Annotated in this window: 13 protein-coding genes; 2 read left to right on the plus strand and 11 right to left on the minus strand. The window is 50.8% G+C overall.

Annotated elements, in window-relative coordinates; all coding sequences use genetic code 11:
* Nucleotides 1–46: 46 nt before the first annotated feature.
* The 7 genes from SPM24T3_RS11475 to SPM24T3_RS11505 form a co-directional block, all read right to left on the minus strand.
* The gene (locus SPM24T3_RS11475) at nt 47–1,240 is read right to left on the minus strand and encodes a serine hydrolase (protein WP_009636916.1); all 1,194 of its coding nucleotides are present in this window, start codon (nt 1,238–1,240) and stop codon (nt 47–49) included.
* Nucleotides 1,241–1,405: 165 nt separating this feature from the next.
* Nucleotides 1,406–2,419: a Ppx/GppA phosphatase family protein gene (locus SPM24T3_RS11480; RefSeq protein ID WP_009636917.1), complete on the minus strand. Its 1,014-nt coding sequence runs from the start codon at nt 2,417–2,419 to the stop codon at nt 1,406–1,408.
* A 100-nt stretch (nt 2,420–2,519) separates the two neighbouring features.
* Complete coding sequence (locus SPM24T3_RS11485) at nt 2,520–3,185, minus strand: DUF1345 domain-containing protein (protein WP_009636918.1); 666 nt, start codon at nt 3,183–3,185, stop codon at nt 2,520–2,522.
* A gap of 127 nt (nt 3,186–3,312) precedes the next feature.
* The gene (locus SPM24T3_RS11490; protein WP_009636919.1) at nt 3,313–6,351 is read right to left on the minus strand and encodes a hypothetical protein; all 3,039 of its coding nucleotides are present in this window, start codon (nt 6,349–6,351) and stop codon (nt 3,313–3,315) included.
* A gap of 71 nt (nt 6,352–6,422) precedes the next feature.
* Nucleotides 6,423–8,819: a glucose/quinate/shikimate family membrane-bound PQQ-dependent dehydrogenase gene (locus tag SPM24T3_RS11495; protein WP_009636920.1), complete on the minus strand. Its 2,397-nt coding sequence runs from the start codon at nt 8,817–8,819 to the stop codon at nt 6,423–6,425.
* 203 nt (nt 8,820–9,022) lie between these two features.
* The gene (gene pqqU / locus SPM24T3_RS11500; RefSeq protein ID WP_009636921.1) at nt 9,023–11,248 is read right to left on the minus strand and encodes a TonB-dependent receptor PqqU; all 2,226 of its coding nucleotides are present in this window, start codon (nt 11,246–11,248) and stop codon (nt 9,023–9,025) included.
* A gap of 744 nt (nt 11,249–11,992) precedes the next feature.
* Nucleotides 11,993–12,901, minus strand: coding sequence for a LysR family transcriptional regulator (locus SPM24T3_RS11505; RefSeq protein ID WP_009636922.1), 909 nt, complete (start codon nt 12,899–12,901; stop codon nt 11,993–11,995).
* Nucleotides 12,902–13,008: 107 nt separating this feature from the next.
* Here SPM24T3_RS11505 and SPM24T3_RS11510 point away from each other — a divergent pair, with 107 nt between their 5' ends.
* A complete protein-coding gene (locus SPM24T3_RS11510) occupies nt 13,009–14,382 on the plus strand; it encodes a DHA2 family efflux MFS transporter permease subunit (protein WP_009636923.1) in 1,374 nt (457 codons plus the stop codon).
* 48 nt (nt 14,383–14,430) lie between these two features.
* The gene (locus SPM24T3_RS11515) at nt 14,431–14,826 is read left to right on the plus strand and encodes a hypothetical protein (protein WP_009636924.1); all 396 of its coding nucleotides are present in this window, start codon (nt 14,431–14,433) and stop codon (nt 14,824–14,826) included.
* A 90-nt stretch (nt 14,827–14,916) separates the two neighbouring features.
* On the opposite strand, the gene SPM24T3_RS11520 is transcribed toward SPM24T3_RS11515, so the two are convergent.
* The 4 genes from SPM24T3_RS11520 to SPM24T3_RS11535 form a co-directional block, all read right to left on the minus strand.
* Nucleotides 14,917–15,876 carry a sugar-binding transcriptional regulator gene (locus SPM24T3_RS11520; protein ID WP_009636925.1) on the minus strand — a complete coding sequence of 320 codons (960 nt, stop codon included), beginning with the start codon at nt 15,874–15,876 and terminating at the stop codon, nt 14,917–14,919.
* Between the two features lie 23 nt (nt 15,877–15,899).
* Complete coding sequence (locus SPM24T3_RS11525; protein ID WP_009636926.1) at nt 15,900–16,334, minus strand: 6,7-dimethyl-8-ribityllumazine synthase; 435 nt, start codon at nt 16,332–16,334, stop codon at nt 15,900–15,902.
* Nucleotides 16,335–16,411: 77 nt separating this feature from the next.
* Nucleotides 16,412–17,344: a sugar phosphate isomerase/epimerase gene (locus tag SPM24T3_RS11530; RefSeq protein ID WP_009636927.1), complete on the minus strand. Its 933-nt coding sequence runs from the start codon at nt 17,342–17,344 to the stop codon at nt 16,412–16,414.
* 11 nt (nt 17,345–17,355) lie between these two features.
* A complete protein-coding gene (locus tag SPM24T3_RS11535; protein WP_369699989.1) occupies nt 17,356–18,885 on the minus strand; it encodes a glycerol-3-phosphate dehydrogenase in 1,530 nt (509 codons plus the stop codon).
* Nucleotide 18,886 lies beyond the last annotated feature (1 nt).

Genomic DNA, 18,886 nt, shown 5'->3' on the forward strand with positions numbered 1-18,886 from the left:
AAATATAAGCAATCTGATGAAAGCGTTCCAATCAAAGCCACTGCAATCAATAAACAGGGAAGATCACATGATTCAATGCCTTGCCCTGGTAGCATCCTCTTTCTACCTTACCGTTTTCATCATAGTCGCTTTTGGCATCCATGGCCTCGCCCATTCTTTGCAAAACTTTATGGCCGATATTATTGGTCCAGTTAAAGCTGTTTTGCAGCACGACAACGGCGGTTTTATGGCGGGTGTCGAGACCGATATAGCTTGAGAAACCGCCGATAAATCCAACCTGATAGGTAATAGTTTGCGTGCCTACCCGGTCTACAATCCAGCCGCTGGCCGCCGCCTCGCTGTTGCGCCGGTAGCGAACGCGAAGAGAGTCGTGCAAAGCATCATCCAGTGCCGGAAAACCGGTGGCATGAAGATGCGCGCAGGCGTAGACAAGCAGGTCATTGGCATTGGTATACAGCCCTGCGGCACCCACCATCAATGAGGAAAAATGCCAGTCGGGAACGGGGCTACCGCGACGGATAAACTTTGGCTGATCGCCTGCGTGGCCCATTGCCCGCTGCGCATAACCCGGTAATAAAATCGGTTGATAGCCGGTGTGCGACAGCCGCAGCGGCCCGGTAATATTCTCCACCAGCAGCGCCTGAACGGGCTTACCGCTGCGAAGCTCCAGAATATAATCGAGCAGGCCGTAACCAATATTTGAATAGCGCGGGGATTTGTCGGCAGGCGCGCTGTAGCTGGCGAGATAGTCCACCAGACTATGCCGGTCGAGAGCATGATAGAAATTGTCACCGGTAAACAGATACTGCACCAGTCCGCCCAGCATCTCAGTGGTCATCATCTGGCGCGGCAATCCCGAAGTATGAGTCACCAACTGCAGCAGAGTAATCTTGCGCGCATCCGGGCTTAACGGTGTACCGCGAGGCAGCAGCGTTACCAGCGTTTCATCCCACCTTAATGTGCCCTTCTGTACCATCAGCGTAGTGATTTCCGCCAAAAATCCTTTGCTGACCGAGGCCACGGCAAACAGCGTCGAGCCGCCTACTTTGCCGCCGTCGGCCTGGCCGGTCACGCCATAACTGTAAACGTGGGTCTGCCCGTCAGGGAAAAGTACGCCAACCACTAAACCCGGCGTTTGGTGTTGATCGACAAGCGGTTGTGCCAACTCGTTGACTTCAGCATCCAGATTGCCGGTGTGGGCCAGCCGCAATCCCTGGGCCGAGGTCGGGTCAGTTTTCATTTTGGATAAGGTACTGCAGCCGCTGCAAAAACTAATCACTGTGCACAACAGCCAAAAGCTGATTGCGCGAAATATTGTTATCACTAATCTTGTGCCTGTGATTAATACCCCACAGAAGAGAGGGGAAAAAACGGACGGCAAACATTTTGCCGTTCGGAGGAGTTGTTATTGCAGCAAAATACCCTGAATCAGATTGGCCTTCACTATGGTGACGTCTGAAATATTCAGCGCCTGCATAAAGCCTTCCACCAGCAAAAGATTAGTCACATCAGTCGCGCGGTAATCGCCGGACAACTGAGCATCTGACAGATTAACTTTATCTTTCGCCACTCGTTGCAAGTCGGCTACCGTGTACTGATTATTTGTCGGATGCAGCTGATCTTTAATCGAATAGCCGTGCACCCCACCGATTCCAATAACTTTTTTACTTTTTGCCGCCTGAACGATTTGTGGATTAACGTGGGTACGAGCATAAAAATTCACAAACCGCAGAATCTCGGCCGCTAGCGGGCCTAGCGGGTTTGGCGAATTTATCTGCTTAAGATCTTTGTCCATCAGCACTTGAATCACCATGTCTTTCAGGCTGACCGAGGCGAGTTTTCCCAGATAAATCTCCGGCGTTTTAACGCCGTTCTTCTGCTGATAGGTCGTCATCTGCATCGATCCACCGCCAATATCCCACACCAGCAGGTCGGTATCCTTGATTTTAGGATTGTTCAGCGCGGCCTTGGCCGACAGGAAACCCAGCTGTGCTTCCTGAGCCTGCGAAATCACCCGCAGCGAAATATGCGCCTGTTTATTAAATTGCTTAATCACCTGCGGGCCGTTGGCAGCCGTTCTGAATACCGCGGTCGCTACGCCAGTGATGCGCACTGGATGATATTTTTGTGCCGCAGAAACCAGCTCTTTTAAAGCCGCAGCGCCCTGCTGTTGAATCGCCGGACTCAGCTGATTGTTTGTCGACTCGGCCAGATCTTCGTTGAAACCTATCGGCTTATCCTGCGAGAACAGCAATTTACCCAAGGTTTTGGTGCAAATATTGACCTCGCTGACCTGAATTTTTGTGGTACCTGAACCCATATCAATCCCGGCTCGTACCTCGATACAGTTTTTTGCCAGCGCCTGTACGGTAAATCCCAGCAGCAAAATCGCGACGGTGTGTTTAACCCAAAGATTCATTCTTTCCCTGCCTTGAAATACGCTGAAAAAAATAAAGATAAATAGAAATACCTTTTTTAAAGCTTGAATTTCAAGCGGAATCTTTTCAATCAGGCAAATATTAACTCATTAGACCCGCACCGACGTTGATCGAAAGTCCCAGGATCGCCAGATTAAAAATGAATGATAAAACCGCCTGTAGCAGCGAGATTTTCCTGACCACAGTATTGCCCGTGCCGACGTCAGCAGTTTGCGCGGCAACTGCGATGGTGAAAGAGTAATAGGCAAAATCCCAGTATCCCGGCAGCTTGATTTTATCCGGGAAAAGCAGCACTTTTTCCTCTCCGTTGCTGTGGAGATAGTGCATGTGCGCATAGTGCATGGTAAAGGCCGTGGGGAGTAATAGCCACGACACCACCAGCGTGGCGGCGGTCAGCGTAATATGCTCAATCTTGCTGGCTCCGGTCAGATTTTTTACCGCGCCAAGTTCAAATAGAATAGCCAAAATACTCACCAGACAGGCCACGCAGACCAGTGCCAGTACGGTTTTTGCGCTTTCATCCTGCCGACGCGCTATGTTTGCGATACCCTCGGCGGGTGTTCTGAGCATCATCCACCACAGAAACACGAGATAAAGCCAGGCCAGCACGTTCCAGCTTAATAGCAGCCGCTGCAGTAGCGGCTGATTGCCAGGTAAAAGAAAGAAGCTGACAATTGCCAATATCAGGGCGACAAGCAGCCTTGGGCGGGAATGGTAATAATGCTGGAGCGGATGCAGTAAATTCATTTTTCGCCAATAGTGAGTCAGGTTGAGTTAACTTAACTGTAGACGGCAAATAGTATAAAACCGGATCGGCGTGGCATGAAAACGATATATTATTTCTCTCGCCCTGAGTCCTCTAATAATGAAAAGTTTAGGGCTGATTTTTACGATAATAGATAGGGTCCATCATGGCAATTTTCACGCGCTGGCGATGAGCTCGAGCAGGCTCCTGCGAAGAAGATGGCTGCTCCTGTGGCGTATCTATTGTGTTCATAAATACAATTTGTTCATCCTGGAGACTAAAAGATGGCGTATCTATTGTGTTCATTAATGCAATTTGTTCCTCTTGCAGACTAAAGGACGGCGTTTCTATTGTGTTCATCAATGCAATTTGCTGATCCTGTAAATTTAAGGACGGCGCTGCTGTAGGTTCGCTTGGGATTTCTTTATAGCGAATGAAATCAAATTCAGCGAGCACATGCTGTAGTTCGACATCATTATCAGAGACATAGGCCTCTGCCTCTGCAAATTCTTGAACTGGCCTTAAAGTCTCGCTGAGTTGGCGATACTCGCGATTCATATCGCTCTCTCTGTCTCCCCAAACCTGCTTTGTATGGGTTTCCATTTCATTATTTCTGGCGCTAATGATATCGACCTGCTGTTCCGCGAAGGTTGTATTTTCAGCAATCCTGTCATTTACTCTGTCATTATTTTCTTCAACTCTTTCATTATATTCACTTCTTCTTGCATTGCCTTCTCGGGTCAACTCACTGATATCTCTTACCGAAGGCCGAACATCGCCGCGCATTTCCTGATACATTCCTTCCATTGCGATATTCATTCCTAAACGCACAGGATCTGGGGCCAACATACGCAACTGTTCATTGAAATTATCCCGCTCCATACGCGATGCCAGTGACTGCCTTTCTTTATCAGCTTCCCATTGGGCTTGCTTTTCAGCACTGCTGGATGCAGCGAGATAGGCACTTTGCGCGACAGCATTAACCGCCGCCATTGATGTCGCTACAGCCGTGAACTGTTGCAGGCTTTGTGATGATTTTCTGGATATTTCAGCTCGCATTTGAGAAAACCTTTCACGATTCCTCAAGGTATTATCTTGATATTTTTGCAGTTTTTCTTGATCAATGCTCAGTGCTTGGCGGAGTAAGTCTTCGGTAATTTCAGGTTTTCCTTCAGTCATCACAGCCTGGTTATGCGGAGTATCAACTGCCACGTGAGTCTTGGCACGCTTTTTACCCCGTAATGAGAACATATTTCGCCAGCTCGGCTTATCGGTTAAGCCGGCAGCCTTTAATTTCTCTTCTGACATTCTAAACAGGCGTTCCGAGCTCTCCAAAAGTAGATTAAGTGCGTCGTTTGCTGGCTGTTCATCGACATGATATTTAAATAAATCAACAATTTTCTTAGAAGCAATATTTACCCTGCCAAAAAAATTATTACTTTCTATATAAGCCATGGGTAAAGGTCTATCGGCGACATGTTCCTGCCTTAGAGTTTCAAGAATGTCTTGTTTAATCGACGGACTTTCACTAAGTCGTGCAATCAACTGTGCCATTTTATATCCGGCTAAACGATTCATGATAATGGGCAACATATTGATTATTTCAGCTCGTCCCTCATTATCATCGGGCAGAAATGCTTCATAAACATTACTGATCAAATGAGGATGACTGTTCAAGGTCATTAACAGCACCGTCACGACCTCTTGCATCAACAGCGTTCCGGCACTTTCTGCTTCTGCACTCATAATTCCCATTGACGCGCGTCCTACCAGCTGCTGTTCACTGATCCAGTCAAGAACATAGAGCGTATCTTCCTTTTCAACCTGTCTTAATTGGCCAAGCAGCTCCGGCAGCATGGCAGTTTGCCCATGTTTTAGTTTTTCTCTGCGCCTGTTTTTTCTACGGGAGGGCCCGGCTTCATTAAGGGATAGCCCACTGGTAGCAACAGATAGCTGATCGATATCCCGAGTTGAAGAGCTGCCCGTTAGCGATATGTTTTCATCAATAGAATCAGCATGTAAAGACCGAGCAGGAGAACTTACCGGAGTACCGGCGGCATAATCTATCGCGCTAAAGTCAATTGGCTGCGCTGAATCAGCTGGCAAATTCACCGGATTACCCGTGCCACGCTCTACCGCGCCAATGTCCCTTGGCTGTACAGGTTTAGCTTTCTGCTGCTCAGCCTTTTCTCTACGCCTTTTGGTTAAGAGTGCGTTGCGGAAAACACCGACATTTATCCCGGTCAAACGTGAACACTCCGTGACGTCCAGATTAAAATCCCTCTGCAGCCTTTCTCCCCATTCTAAGTTTAACTCTCCCGTTTTTCTCGCAGATTCAGGGTTTTGCCTAGCCTCTGCAACGGCGATAGTCTCCTTTTGAAACTCGGGATAGTTCCATAGTGTGGTTCTTGCTGCCCCAGAGACAATGGCATAATCAGCGCCAGGAAAATCAGGAAAATCGCGTTTCAGTCGCCTTCCATAGTCTACCGGTGATTCCCCGACGTAACTCGGGTGCTTACGAAGTTCAGTCGTGCCAGCTGACTCGCTGCGAAGCCCCAAGGCATTATTAATGCTGCCTATCCCAAGACCGGCTGCGGCCGCGGCCTGAGTTCTGCTAAACCCTGGAATTGTATTACATAGCCTGGTGGCATAAGACGTTCTAGTTTCCCCTTCTCCTCTGGGAAAAGCCCGCATTGCATCCAGTGTTTCCTGTTTCAATAACTTATTCTTATTTATCGAGTTGTACATTGCTGGAAACATGAAGACATCTAGAGCCTGTTGTGAAGAAAGCTGATTGAGATCGGGGGTATATAAAAAGGGTACCCGGCAGGTTAACAGAGCCTCGCCAACCGCCGCTTTTAATTGTTGCAGCGTTGGCATTGCAACTGCCTGGACCTTTTCGGTGCTCGAAACAGGGTAGATTTCGCTGTTGTCGACGTCTTGCAAATGAGTAATCAGCGGATTACCTGCGGGCGGTAATGGGGTGGTGTGGCCCATGGATGCGACAGGAATAAAAGCAACAGTAGGCGATGTGACCGAGTTAGGCATGGTAGCTCTCTGTGAAGATATCAGCATCACTGACAGGGCTTCAAAAGTGAATCGGGCTAATACGCTAATGCTTTTAAGTAAGTTAATCTTATAAATAACAATCATTTGAAAATTTTTCATAAAAAAAGGCCACTGAATGTTCAGTGGCCTCGAGCGTTACTTGTCTACAGCTTGCGCTGCGGTTAAGTCACTTATTTTTTAGCATCATCTGGCAGTGCGTAGGCAATGATGTAGTCACCCAGCTTGGTGCCGAATGAACCATGACCGCCTGCAGCAATAACCACATACTGCTTGCCGTTCACTTCATAAGTCATCGGAGTCGCCTGACCGCCCGCTGGCAGACGTGCCTGCCACAGTTGATCGCCGTTGCTCATGTTGAACGCGCGCAGGTAGTTATCTGCGGTTGCTGCGATGAAGAATACGTTACCTGCAGTCGAGGTAGGCGCACCCAGCATTGGCATACCCATTTTAAACGGCAATGGCACTGGTGAACTGTCACGAACGGTACCGATACGTTTTTTCCAGACGATATCGTTAGTTTTCAGATCAACACCAGAGATATAGCCCCAGGATGGTTGCTTGCAAGGGAAGCCCAACGGAGACAGGAATGCGTTCAGCTCAACACCGTAAGGCACGCCGTACTGGGTCTGGATACCAGACTCGGTACCGCTACCACCGGTAGAACCGGCTGGCGGCTCGATTGGGTTGCCTGGTCCACGTGGGATAAGCTTAGAGGTAAACGGCAGAGCGATTGGGTTGGCAATAGCCAGCTGACGATCGGTATCAACAGAAATACCACCCCATTCGAACATCCCCAGGTTACCCGGGAATACCAGCGTACCTTGCTCTGAAGGAGGCGTGAACGTACCTTCGTAGCGCAGACGGTGGAACATCACACGACACATCAGTTGGTCGTAGATGGTTGCGCCCCACATGTCTTTACCGGTCAGCTTGGCTGATGGACGGAAAGTCAGGTCAGAGAACGGCTGAGTAGGAGACGTATGGTCGCCTTTGGCTGCGCCCTGTGGCACAGGTTTTTCAGGAGCTGGAACAACCAGCTTGCCATCACGGCGGTCGAGAACAAAAATGTTACCGGTTTTGGTTGGAACATAGATAACCGGAACTTTGTTGCCGCTCTTGTCGGTGATGTCTGCCAGGGTAGGCTGAGCCGGTACGTCCATGTCCCAAAGGTCATGGTGCACGGTCTGATAAACCCAGGCCAGTTTACCGGTAGTCGCGTTCAGAGCCAGCAGGCTGCTCGCGTAACGTTCCATGTCCGGAGTACGGTTTCCGCCCCAGATATCCGGAGTTTCCACGCCGATTGGCAGGTAAACCAAGTCAAGATTCGCGTCGTAAGCCGCTGGAGCCCAGGAGTTTGGTGAGTTAGGCGTATAGTTTTCGCCCGGACCCGGGATCTTGTTCGGTTCAGCAGCGCCTGGATCGAATGCCCACAGCAGTTTACCTGTGTGAACGTCGAAACCACGAATAACGCCGGAAGGTTCTTTGGTCGAGTAGTTATCGGTAACCGCACCGGCAACAATGATCACGCTTTTGGTGACGATTGGCGGTGAAGTTGGCTCGTAACGACCGGCAGAAGAGTAAGGCATGTTGCTCTGCAGATTCAGTTCACCGTTGTTGCCAAAGTCGGCACAACGAGCCCCTGTTTCTGCGTCCAGCGCAAACATACGACCGTCATTCACTGGCAGCAGTACGCGGCGTGAACAGATTGCCGGAGCAGTACTGTTGGTCGCGTTGCCCTGTGCAACAGCAGGATCTTCGTAGTAAGAAACACCACGACAGGTTACGTGCTGGAAGGTTGGGTCAGTTTTCAGCTGTGGATCAAAAGTCCATTTTTCTTTACCGGTAGCCGCATCCAGAGCAAACAGCTTCTGGTGTGGAGTACACAGGTAAAGGGTGTCGCGGATTTTGATCGGCGTGACTTCGTCGGTGAACTCGCCCGGATCGTGTGCTGTTTTCACATCACCGGTCTGGAAGGTCCAGGCTTCTTTCAGCTGGCCAACGTTTTTGTCGTTAATCTGGCTCAGTGGAGAGTAACGAGTACCGCCCTGAGTACGGCCATAGGCAGGCCAGTCACTGTCGGCAACGCCTGGAGTAGACTGAACTGTGGTATCGGCTGCAGGGATTGTCCCGTTGATTTCCTGTGGATCGTTGAATACTGAATAAACCAGTACCACTACGGTGAACACCAGAGAAGTCGCCAGCGCAGCGCGTGCGAAGCCATTCTTGTTGCTCATGTAGTTATAAACGATTGGCAGCAGGATCCACAGACCGAGGAAGAACGTCACGTCTAAACGCGGCGTTAAAGCCCAGAAGTCGGAGCCCACTTCCCAGAGACCCCAAATGGTGGTCGCAAAAAGGAACACGGCATAAAGCAGCAAAACAGAAGCACGGCGGCGTAAAAGCAACCATGCCGTCACCAGATAAACAGCACCGGCGATGATGTAATAGAGGGAGCCCCCTATTGCTGTCAGCCATATTCCGCCGACCAATAAATATAATCCGCTTAACGCGGCGAACAAAGCGGTAATTATTACGACTATGCGCGATAACGGAGCTTTAGTTTGCATATTATTAACCTTACAAGATTTTCATTGTCTTCGATCTCGCACTGAGATGAGATCTTAAAAACATTCGGCGTCACACGGAATGTCCTTCCTCGGACAAGCCCTCTCAATACCCGGTTAAAACAATACTGAGAGTGGCTTGCTCTAGGTTCTTTAAAGGCCCTGTCCTGTTCCCTGGCGGGTGCCAATGTACTTTTATTAGGCGATTATTCGAAAGTATAGGTAAGTGTTGCGCCCCCGCCCCAATTTCTTCCTGGTGCCGGCTCGTAATAGCGTCCGTTGGTTTCATTCACGATTACCGAGCCGACATAATGGCGGTCGAACAGGTTGTCAACGCGAGTGAATAAATCCAACGACCAGTTGTTACGCCAGTCCAGACGGTAACCGGCGTTCAGGCTGGTAATCGTATAAGCAGGCGCCTGTGCGGTATTGGCGTCATTAGCCTGAATATCGCTCATGTAACGGATTTCTGCACCCGCGTGGAAACCTTCCTCGGGTGCCCAGGCCAATGAAGCATAGGCAGAATTTCGCGCAATGCCCGGCATTTTATTGCCAGCAGGGATCGAGCTGACGGCAGTGGTCACGTCATCACGATAGGTTGCATCCAAAAGCGTCCAGGCCATATGTACTCGCCAGTCCGAGGCGAACTGCTGGTCAAACGACAGTTCCAGACCACGGCGACGGGTATTACCGACGTTGGTATAACTGCTGCGACCGCTGCCGCTGGTGGCGACAGCGAGATCGTTCTGAGTGTCGGTCTGGAACAGTGCTGCGGTCAGCAAGCCATAGCCGATACGGGTCTTGCTGCCAATCTCGACGGTGTTACTGGTCGAAGGTTTCAGATTGATGTTCAGGCCGCTTGTGCCATCAGGACGATACGACAGCTGATTGATCGTCGGCGTTTCGAAGCCGCGCCCCGCTGAAACATAAACGTTCCAGGCCGGGGTTAGCGCGTAGCTTAACGAGGCCATCGGCAATGCTTTGTGATAGCGTTTGCTGCCACTGTCATCGCCGTTACCGGCGGTGATGTAATAGTCTTTAGAGTCGAAACTCACGGTGCTGTAGCGCAACCCCGCGTTCAACGTCCAGCGATCGGTGAGATGCCAGGTGGTCTGCAAATAAGGGTCAAGATTCCACATCTTGTTCCTTTCATTGCGACGCTCGTCACCCTTGACCCCATAATCGGTCACACCGTTGTCCACCACAAAGTTTTCATAGCCGTGGCGACGTTCAGTAATGGTTTCATAATCCAGCCCGCCAATAATGGTGAACGGCACACTGCCCCACTGGTCCTCGTGCTTCCAGCGGGTATCGATTCCCTGATACTGCCGCTCGAGCACGATCACCCCACCCGGATAAGCCGGATTGGCCTGCACTGCTTTGGGGATTGACTGATACTGGGTGGTGTGGCGCACACCTTTATAAGTCATGATGGTCAGCTCGTCGTTATCGGTTATCTCACGCTGATAACGCAAACCGACCTGAGTCTGATCAATAGACTTGCGAGTGTTGTACTGGTCGGCACGCGGCGACTGTGTCGGGTTAGCCTTCCACTCAGACTGGGTCAAACCGCCGGGATCGTTGGCATCGACCGCGACACTGTTGAACATCAGCGTCAGGGTACTTTTATCGTCGATACGCACGCCAAGCTTGCCGTTGCCAAGATTCTTGCGCGCCGCACTGTCGTCACGAAAGCCGCGAGTGGTGAAGCGCGATGCAGAAATCGTGTAATTTACGTCACCGGCGTGAGTGCCATCGCCGGTAGCGCCCGATGCAGTCACACTGTTGCGAAATGAGCCATAGCTGCCGAAATAGGTTCCGGCAGTCAACGTGGTCGGCTGGCTGCCAGATTTGGTTTCGACATTAACCACGCCGCCGGAAGCGTTGCCATACAGCGCTGAGAAAGGCCCGCGCAAAACTTCAATTTTATCTACCGATGCCAAATCGATGTTGGAGGTCTGCCCTTGCCCATCAGGCATCGTCGCAGGAATGCCGTCTACATAGATGCGCACGCCGCTGACGCCATAAGTTGAGTTGGCACCGAAGCCGCGCACGGATAATTGCAGATCTTGTGAATAGTTTTGGCGGTTCTGCACCTGCAAACCTGGTACGCCAAGCAAACTTTCGGAAAGGTTGACCTGAGGTCTGCTGTTACGAATATCGTCACCATCGACCACGCTGACGGCTGCGGGCGTGTCGAGTTCTGACAAGCCGCCCTGCTGCTGTTGCGCAACAATCAATAGCGTGTTGCTCTGAGAAGAATCGGACTTGACTGAGCTGTCTTTCGCCGCAGCTTTCTTGTCTTTCGTTGTGCTGTCATTTTCTTTGGCAACAGCGTTTTCAGCCATCGCAGTGGTTTGCGCATAGCTGGCTGTGAGTGGTGTAAAAATCGACAGCAACACGAGAGTTGAAAATGAAGTTTTGTTATTCACGGAAAGATTTCGATTTGTCAGTTAAGCCTGCTTACGCTTTCGTTGTCTGCTATTAATAAGTCAGAGAAGAGTCGTAATCCCCAGAGCCGTGTTTCGTCGGCGCATAATATAAAATTTATCTATCGGATAGTATATACAGAACTTTACAGAATCGCGTTGTTTTAAAAAATATAGCACGCAGGGTTAACGGAGCTGATTTTTAACGTTATGTGGAAGTTTCTATTATGTATAACACAAGAGTGTAATCGCTTACACCAACCCTTTAAAAACAATTATTTTTATATTTCCTTTTAAAAAACAGGGATTATTACCGAAGTTATATCAATTGATAATAATTAAAAAATCAAATAAAAACATATACATAAAATTAAGCAATCGAATGCACTTTCGCACCTCTCACTATGAACCAAAAGGTTCATAATTAAGTCATCCAACCGCGATGGATTTTTAAATCGTGATTTAACATTATCAATTAGCCGGTTATTTATTGCTAAAAGAGGCTCTCGGTGTAACCGCTAACGCCTTTTAACGGGCAATTATTCGACATAATTTTGCTTAATCAATCTTTGCAAGCGGCCATAAGCTGAGTGATTTCGGCAATTTTGATAATGTGTAATTAAGGTCTTCACATCGTCATTATTTTCTATTATTTATTCTGTCAAAGCGGAATTAACAGCAGGCTAATAGGAATTAACTATGCATTATTTGAATTGGATAAGTATTACCGATGAAATGTGATCTGCATCACACTTCGTTTAACGAGGTTTCAGCGCGCAAGTGGTCAATAAATAACCTGACTTTATCGGCAACGTAGCGAGTATTTGGATAAACCGCATAGATGCCCTGTCGTGGAAAAGTATAACCAGGCAGCAGAACGGACAAACGCTGTTGAGCAATCTCCTCCGCGACCAGCCATTCCGGCAACAGCGCAACACCGGCACCGTGAAGCGCAAACGATAATAGCGCCGCAGCATTATCGGCCATGATGGCGGCTCCTTCCTCAACGTTGAACAGGCAACTCTGCTTATCTGGCGTGACCACCACCCAACTCAGCGGGGTACGCAGCCGACTATGGGCAATCCACCTGGCCTGCGATAACTGCGCCAGGCTGTTGATCCCCTGTGGGGCATGGCGCTGTAACCACGTTGGAGAGGCCACAGGTAATATCGCAAAGCTGTTGATCAGGCTGGCGTGATGGCTGGAATCTGCAAGTTGTCCAAGACGGATTGCGACATCAAAACGTTCGGCAATCAGATCATGGTGAAGTGAAGACGAAACCTGCTGGATGCGCAACTGAGGGTGGCGTTGCGCAAAGCTTGCCAGCGCCGGAACAACAAATTTCGCGCCGTACTCCGGCGTGGTTGTTAAACGCAGCACTCCGCTCAGTCCTTGATGATCGCGTTTTACCTCATCGACCACGCTTTCTGCATCCTGTAACAGCTGCAGGCAACGCTGATAAAACCGTTCTCCCGCTGCGGTCAGCGAGACTCTTCGCGTGGTGCGATGCAATAACGCCACGCCCAGTTCTGCCTCCAACTGTTTGACGTTAAAGCTCACCACCGCCTTCGTCAGGCCCATTCCTTCGGCTGCAGCGGTAAAACTGCCTATCGCCGCCACGTTAACAAAGATCTCCAGACGCTGGAAATTTAGCATCTTCCCCTCTCTCACTGTCAAAATTATTTTGACAGTGTAACTGCTCTCAGCGGCTTTATCTGCCAGCTTCAGTTATTTACACTCGCTGCCTGATTAGGGAGATTGCCATGAATTATCGAACGCGCGTTGCGGTTGTGTATCTGCTCGGATTCTTTATTGATCTGATTAACATGTTTATCAGCAACGTGGCTTATCCGGCGATCTCACGCAGCTTTCACGCTAGCGTGGAGCAGATGGCGTGGGTCAGCAACGGCTATATTCTGGGATTGACTCTGATTATTCCCGCAAGCCGATGGATGGCGACACGCCTTGGGTCGAAGCTACTGTTTTTGCTTTCTGTGGCCACTTTTATCATCGCGACCTGGGGAGCTGGCTCGGCGGAAAATTTAGGAACGCTGATTGGCTGGCGTGTGCTGCAAGGATTGGGCGGAGGATTGCTAATCCCCATCGGCCAGACGCTGGTCTATTCATTATATCCGGCCAATCAGCGCGCCCGGCTTTCAGCGATAATTATGCTGGTTGGTCTGCTGGCTCCTGCTATCTCACCGGCCCTTGGCGGAGTCATTGCCGACCATCTTGGCTGGCGTTGGGTATTTTTTGCCTCAATACCTTTGGCAACACTCACGCTGATCCTTGCCGCTCTTTGGCTCGAAAGAGATACCGTTGAGAAGGTGGCTGCCAGACTGGATATTATCGGGCTGCTGACCTCATGCACGGCGCTGGCGCTGATTTTACTTGGCTTGACGGAGTTGGGCTCTCCTGAAGACAAACTGCAAGGCAGTGAATTATTGCTGAGCGGATTACTGCTGCTGGCAGTTTATGTCCACCAGTCGTTGCGTAAAACGAATCCGTTGCTAAATTTGCGGTTGCTGCAGCAACCGCTTCTGCGGACTTCAATGCTGATTTACCAGTTGATCCCCGGCGTGTTTACCGGAGTCAGCCTGCTAACCATGCTGTATCTGCAAAACATTCTGTTGATGTCAGCGACTGCGGTCGGCGAATTGATGCTGCCTTGGGCGCTGGCGGCATTTTTCGCTATCAGCCTGACTGGCAAGCAGTTTAATCGCCTTGGCCCACGCCCGCTGTTTATTGTCGGCTGCCTTGTCACCGGCTGCGGCATAGCCATGTTGGCGCTTGTCGTCGACGCAGAGCAGCGCTGGGTGCAGATCCTCAGTTTTGCCTTGATGGGGTTTGGCAGCAGCTTGTGCAGCAGCACTGCGCAAAGCGCCGCCTATATTGATATTGCCGATACACAGTTGAGCGATGCCAGCGCGCTGTGGAATATCAACAGACAGCTGAGCTTCTGTTTTGGGATCACAGCGATGAGTCTGCTGTTTAATTTTCTTGCTCAAATGAGTCATGAGCCGTCAGCGATGGTTTATCGGAGCAGCTTTGCTATTGCCGCTCTGATTGCGTTGCTGCCGATCGCGCTATGTTTACGGCTGGACAATCGTGCGCTGATAGCAAAGTTATCCCCTTAGCTGGCCAGCAGACAAAATATTTATCACGTTAAAAATAGTGGAGAATTTATGCGGTACAGCAATCCCTGGTTCAATGAAGTCATCGACGCCCACGTGTTAATCCAACAGTGGCTGGGCAGTCATAGCAAGCAAGAGGTTTGTGACCCATTAATCGCCCGTTTCAGCGAAAGCTACAGCATGGTGGGTATCGCCGGGAATGTTTTGGATTATGCCGGGCTTTGCGGATTTTTCCGTGCAAACGGCGGCACTAAAGCGGGACTGGAAATCGAAGTGTTTGATCTGCGGCTGGTTAGCGAATGGCAGCACGGCGCGGTAGTGCAATATCAGGAGAAACAATCATTTGCGGGAAAAGTGACGCTGCGCTATTCCACCGCCGTGTTTGAGCGCAGCGCACCGGAGCAAATCTTCTGGCGGCATTTACACGAGACCAGCACGGCGTTTTAATCTGTTGGGCTGGTGCTTGTCACGTGAGATAGCAGCCTGCTTTCGTCAGCCAAAACTCACTGATCGCATGAAGCTGCCCGTCCTTGAGGATCACTGATTTGAGACTAAGGCGTTGGCGGTAGTTTCATCGGTGATTAAGCCGTGCAGCAATCCGCTGGCCAACACTGCGCGGATTGCCTCGACTTTGTTTTCCCCGCCCGCGATGGCGACAATTTTGTCGTTGCGGTTGGCATCCAAAGTGACTGCCAACGTTCTTGCGGTGAGCTGAGTGTTGATAGCGTATCCGTTGCAGTCAAAGAAATGGCCGATTAGCTCGCCGACACCGCCGGAAGCTGAAATATCACGCATCTCATCTTCTTCAACCATTCCAGCCTCAACCAGCTGAGCCGCCGCTTCTACCGTGCCGATGCCTACCAGTTTTACCTCCGCGCCTTCTGCCATCGAAAACACTTCCTTTACTCCGCGCTGTGCGAGTAAAACCTCTTTATCTTCAACAGTATTGGCGAAAAAAGGCACCGGCATTATGTAAGCGTGAGCGCCAGTTTTCTCGGCAATACGGTGCATAACATCGTGCGGATTGAGGGCATAGTTGCGCGTCAGGCAACCGAGCAAAGAGACGAAACGGATGTTTTGTGCATCGATACGTGGCAGTTGATGAACCACAGAAGACAGGGTGCGACCATGGCCGACGCCAAGAGTGGTGAGCGTGTCAGAGGAAAGCAGGCCACGGAGATAGTCTGCGCCCGCCATGCCTAAAGCCCGAACCGGTAAGCCGGTTTCAGCGAGATCGGGCGCGACCCGGCAAAAGTTGAGACCAAAACGTTCTCTCAGGCGATTCTCGAGCTCTACGCATTCGACAATATCGCCGTCAATAGTCACTTTTACCGCGCCGTCAGCCACGACCCGAGCAATCATTCGGTGAGTTTTTAACGAAGGTAAACCAAGGCGTTTTGCGACATCTGCCTGAGTCAATCCTCCCACGTAGTGCAGCCATGCGGCCCGAAGTGCAAGGGATTCGTCTGCGTCCGCCTGCGAGGAAGAATGTTTCATGGATTACCTCGACAACTACCCTGTCATTTAATTGCGTGAACTGCCGTTACTGCTCTGGCTGCTTCTGCGCCTTTCTTGATGAAGTGCTGAGTGTAAAAGTCAGTGAACTCTTTTTCAGGCTGGAAGTTGTGCGGCGTCAGGGAAACCGAGAATACCGGCACGTCGGTTTCAAGCTGAACCTGCATCAGGCCGCTGACAACCGCCTGCGCGACAAACTCGTGACGATAAATACCCCCATCGACGACTAATGCGGCACATACGATGGCGTCAACATTGCCACGCTTTGCCAGGCGCTTGGCCAGCAAAGGCATTTCAAATGCACCGGGAACATCATAGACTTCAAGCTCATACGCCTGTTGATTGCTCTCAAGATACTGCTTAAAGCCTACCAGCGTCTGGTTAACAATATCGGCATGCCAGTTAGCTTTAATATAGGCAATCTTAATTGGGGCGGTCATAAAAACTCCAGTAAAGGTTCGATGATATCATCATTATAATCAAGGGTATCGCCCTTATCATCCACGATACTACGCCGTTAAAGCAATAGATGCTGGCTGCCGGTATCAATGTGCGGCGCCCAGAATGCCACACTTTCGGCAATTTCCGCGACCACTTGTCGGTCATTTGGCTCACGCTCTTTGAAACTTAGCTCGAGACAGATTTCGTTGTCTCGTGCGCCACCGCTGGCAAACGCTTTAAGTAACGGCTCGGGTTGAATTCGGCCATGCGCATTATACTGCGCAGTGAAGGGGCGATGACCACCTTTATCTAACATACTTTGCTTGATATGAATGATTGGCGAGTAGCGAGGTACCGCTTCAGCCCAGATATAGGGATCGTAATCCCCTGGATTTTCAGAAGTTACGTCGCCGTGATCGATATCTGCCATCATCCACATCGGGATCGGCAATCCGGCTTCAGTCAGCCATTTTTGCAACATAAGGCTGTTCTGAATCGTCTCGCCAAATTCTCGGCCTACGCTCATCGGCTCCCAGAACAGGAATTCCAGCCCTGCGGCTTTGGCATGCTCTGCCACTTCCCACCAGCATTCCAGCGCCCTATTTTGCAGTGCCTCACGCCGCTCGGTATAGTCAAAATCTTGATAAGTAAAGATAGCAAATTGCGAACCCACCGACTTACCGCCCAGATCGGCGATGATATCCGCAAAGGTTTTAAACCAATCGATGTAATAGCGGCGCACGTCGGCATCGGGATGGCCAAAATGATTCAGTCGCCCGTAAGGCCCGGTCATGCCTGATGTCACTCTGACTCCGGTCTCGTCCATCGCTTTTTTCATTCGACGAGTCAGGTTACGCACGGTCGAAGCTGGCCACGATGGATTGATAAACTCGTGGGTGAGCTGCAAGTCGCGAATACGGATATCGCGCGCCACGGTGTGAATCAAATCCTCTGGTTCGGCAAAGCGATTGACCAGCGGATTGGTGTTTAACGACAGAGTCAGTGCCATGTTGCCTCCTCCTAGCCTACATTGGCCTGCAAAATAATCGGCGGATGTGAAACCAGGTTTTGCTCGAACCACTGCTCGAAAGCCCTGGCCTGTTCACGATTCAGGTGCAGGCCGTGCTTGGTGCGACGCAGGAGAATATCCTCGGCACGCTGCGCCCATTCGCTGTTGACCAGATAACGCGCCTCGGCTTCATACAAATTGCCGCCAAAGTGTTGCCCTAACTCGGCAAGCGAAACCGCGCCGCCAATCAAATTGCTGGTGCGCGAACCGTACAGTCGGCTGTAATGTTTGCGTAACGGCTGTGGCAGCCACGGGTAGTCATTTTTAAGCTTCTGAGTAAACGTCTCGAAATCGGCGTTTTCAATTTCACCACCGGGCAGCACGCTATCACGGGTCCAATCCGGCCCCATGTTCGGCAGAAAGCTCGCCACTTTTTGCATCGCGTGCTCGGCAAGCTTGCGGAACGTGGTGATTTTACCGCCAAATACGTGCAGCAGCGGTGCGCCGCCCTGAGTATCGAGATCAAACACATAGTCACGGGTTACGGCGGATGGATTGCCCTTGCCGTCGTCAAACAAGGGTCGCACACCGGAGTAATGGCGGATCACATCGTCGCGGCGCAGCTTGACTTTGAAGTAACGATTTACCGCGTCCATCAGATACTGGATTTCGCTCTCATCGGCCTCGACGTCTTCGGCTTGTCCTTTATAAGGAATATCGGTGGTGCCGATTAGCGCCTTGTCGCCCTCGTAAGGGTTAATAAAAATCACTCGCCTGTCGTGGTTTTGCACCAGATAGGCCTGCTGCCCATCCCAGAATTTCGGCACGATAATGTGCGAGCCTTTAACCAGCCGCACGTTGCGCGCACTGGTGGTATGGGTCACCTGTTTGACGATATCCAGCACCCACGGTCCCGCAGCGTTGATCAATACTTTGGCAAACACCGTGCGCATCTCACCGCTTTTCTCATCACGCAGCGCAACCTCCCACTTGTCCTGACTGCGTTTGGCAAACACGCAGGTGGTGCGCGTCAAAATAGTCGCGCCTTTTTCTTTCGCGCCCAATGCGTTGAGCGCCACCAGCCGTGCATCGTCGACCCAGCAGTCGGAATACTCAAAACCGCGGTGATAGCTGTCGAGCAGCGGTGTGCCTTCCGGGCTGCGATCCAGATTCAGCGTGCGGGTGCCGGGCAATTTTTTGCGCCCTCCCAAGTGGTCATAAAGGAACAGTCCGAGCCTGACTAGCCAAGCCGGGCGATCCTGCGGGCTGTGCGGCAACACAAAGCGCATCGGCCAGATAATGTGGCAGGCAGAATTAAGCAGCACCTCGCGCTCGATCAACGCCTCACGGACCAGCCGAAACTCGTAATATTCCAGATAACGCAGACCGCCGTGTACCAGCTTGCCGGAGCGTGAGGAAGTGCCCTGCGCCAGATCGTCTTTTTCACACATCAATACCGACAGCCCGCGCCCCGCTGCATCGCGGGCGATCCCGGCGCCGTTGATTCCGCCGCCAATCACCACTACATCGTAGTGTTCAATA

It is taken from the genome of Serratia sp. M24T3 (genome assembly GCF_000257645.1).
Lineage (GTDB): Bacteria > Pseudomonadota > Gammaproteobacteria > Enterobacterales > Enterobacteriaceae > Rouxiella.

Coding starts and splice junctions, on each gene's coding strand:
- SPM24T3_RS11520 (WP_009636925.1), bottom strand. CDS start 15,876: ATGAAACATTCTTCCTCGCAGGCGGACGCAGACGAATCCCTTGCACTT.
- SPM24T3_RS11490 (WP_009636919.1), bottom strand. CDS start 6,351: ATGAAAAATTTTCAAATGATTGTTATTTATAAGATTAACTTACTTAAA.
- SPM24T3_RS11525 (WP_009636926.1), bottom strand. CDS start 16,334: ATGACCGCCCCAATTAAGATTGCCTATATTAAAGCTAACTGGCATGCC.
- SPM24T3_RS11480 (WP_009636917.1), bottom strand. CDS start 2,419: ATGAATCTTTGGGTTAAACACACCGTCGCGATTTTGCTGCTGGGATTT.
- SPM24T3_RS11495 (WP_009636920.1), bottom strand. CDS start 8,819: ATGCAAACTAAAGCTCCGTTATCGCGCATAGTCGTAATAATTACCGCT.
- SPM24T3_RS11510 (WP_009636923.1), top strand. CDS start 13,009: ATGAATTATCGAACGCGCGTTGCGGTTGTGTATCTGCTCGGATTCTTT.
- SPM24T3_RS11505 (WP_009636922.1), bottom strand. CDS start 12,901: ATGCTAAATTTCCAGCGTCTGGAGATCTTTGTTAACGTGGCGGCGATA.
- SPM24T3_RS11515 (WP_009636924.1), top strand. CDS start 14,431: ATGCGGTACAGCAATCCCTGGTTCAATGAAGTCATCGACGCCCACGTG.
- SPM24T3_RS11475 (WP_009636916.1), bottom strand. CDS start 1,240: ATGAAAACTGACCCGACCTCGGCCCAGGGATTGCGGCTGGCCCACACC.
- SPM24T3_RS11530 (WP_009636927.1), bottom strand. CDS start 17,344: ATGGCACTGACTCTGTCGTTAAACACCAATCCGCTGGTCAATCGCTTT.
- SPM24T3_RS11485 (WP_009636918.1), bottom strand. CDS start 3,185: ATGAATTTACTGCATCCGCTCCAGCATTATTACCATTCCCGCCCAAGG.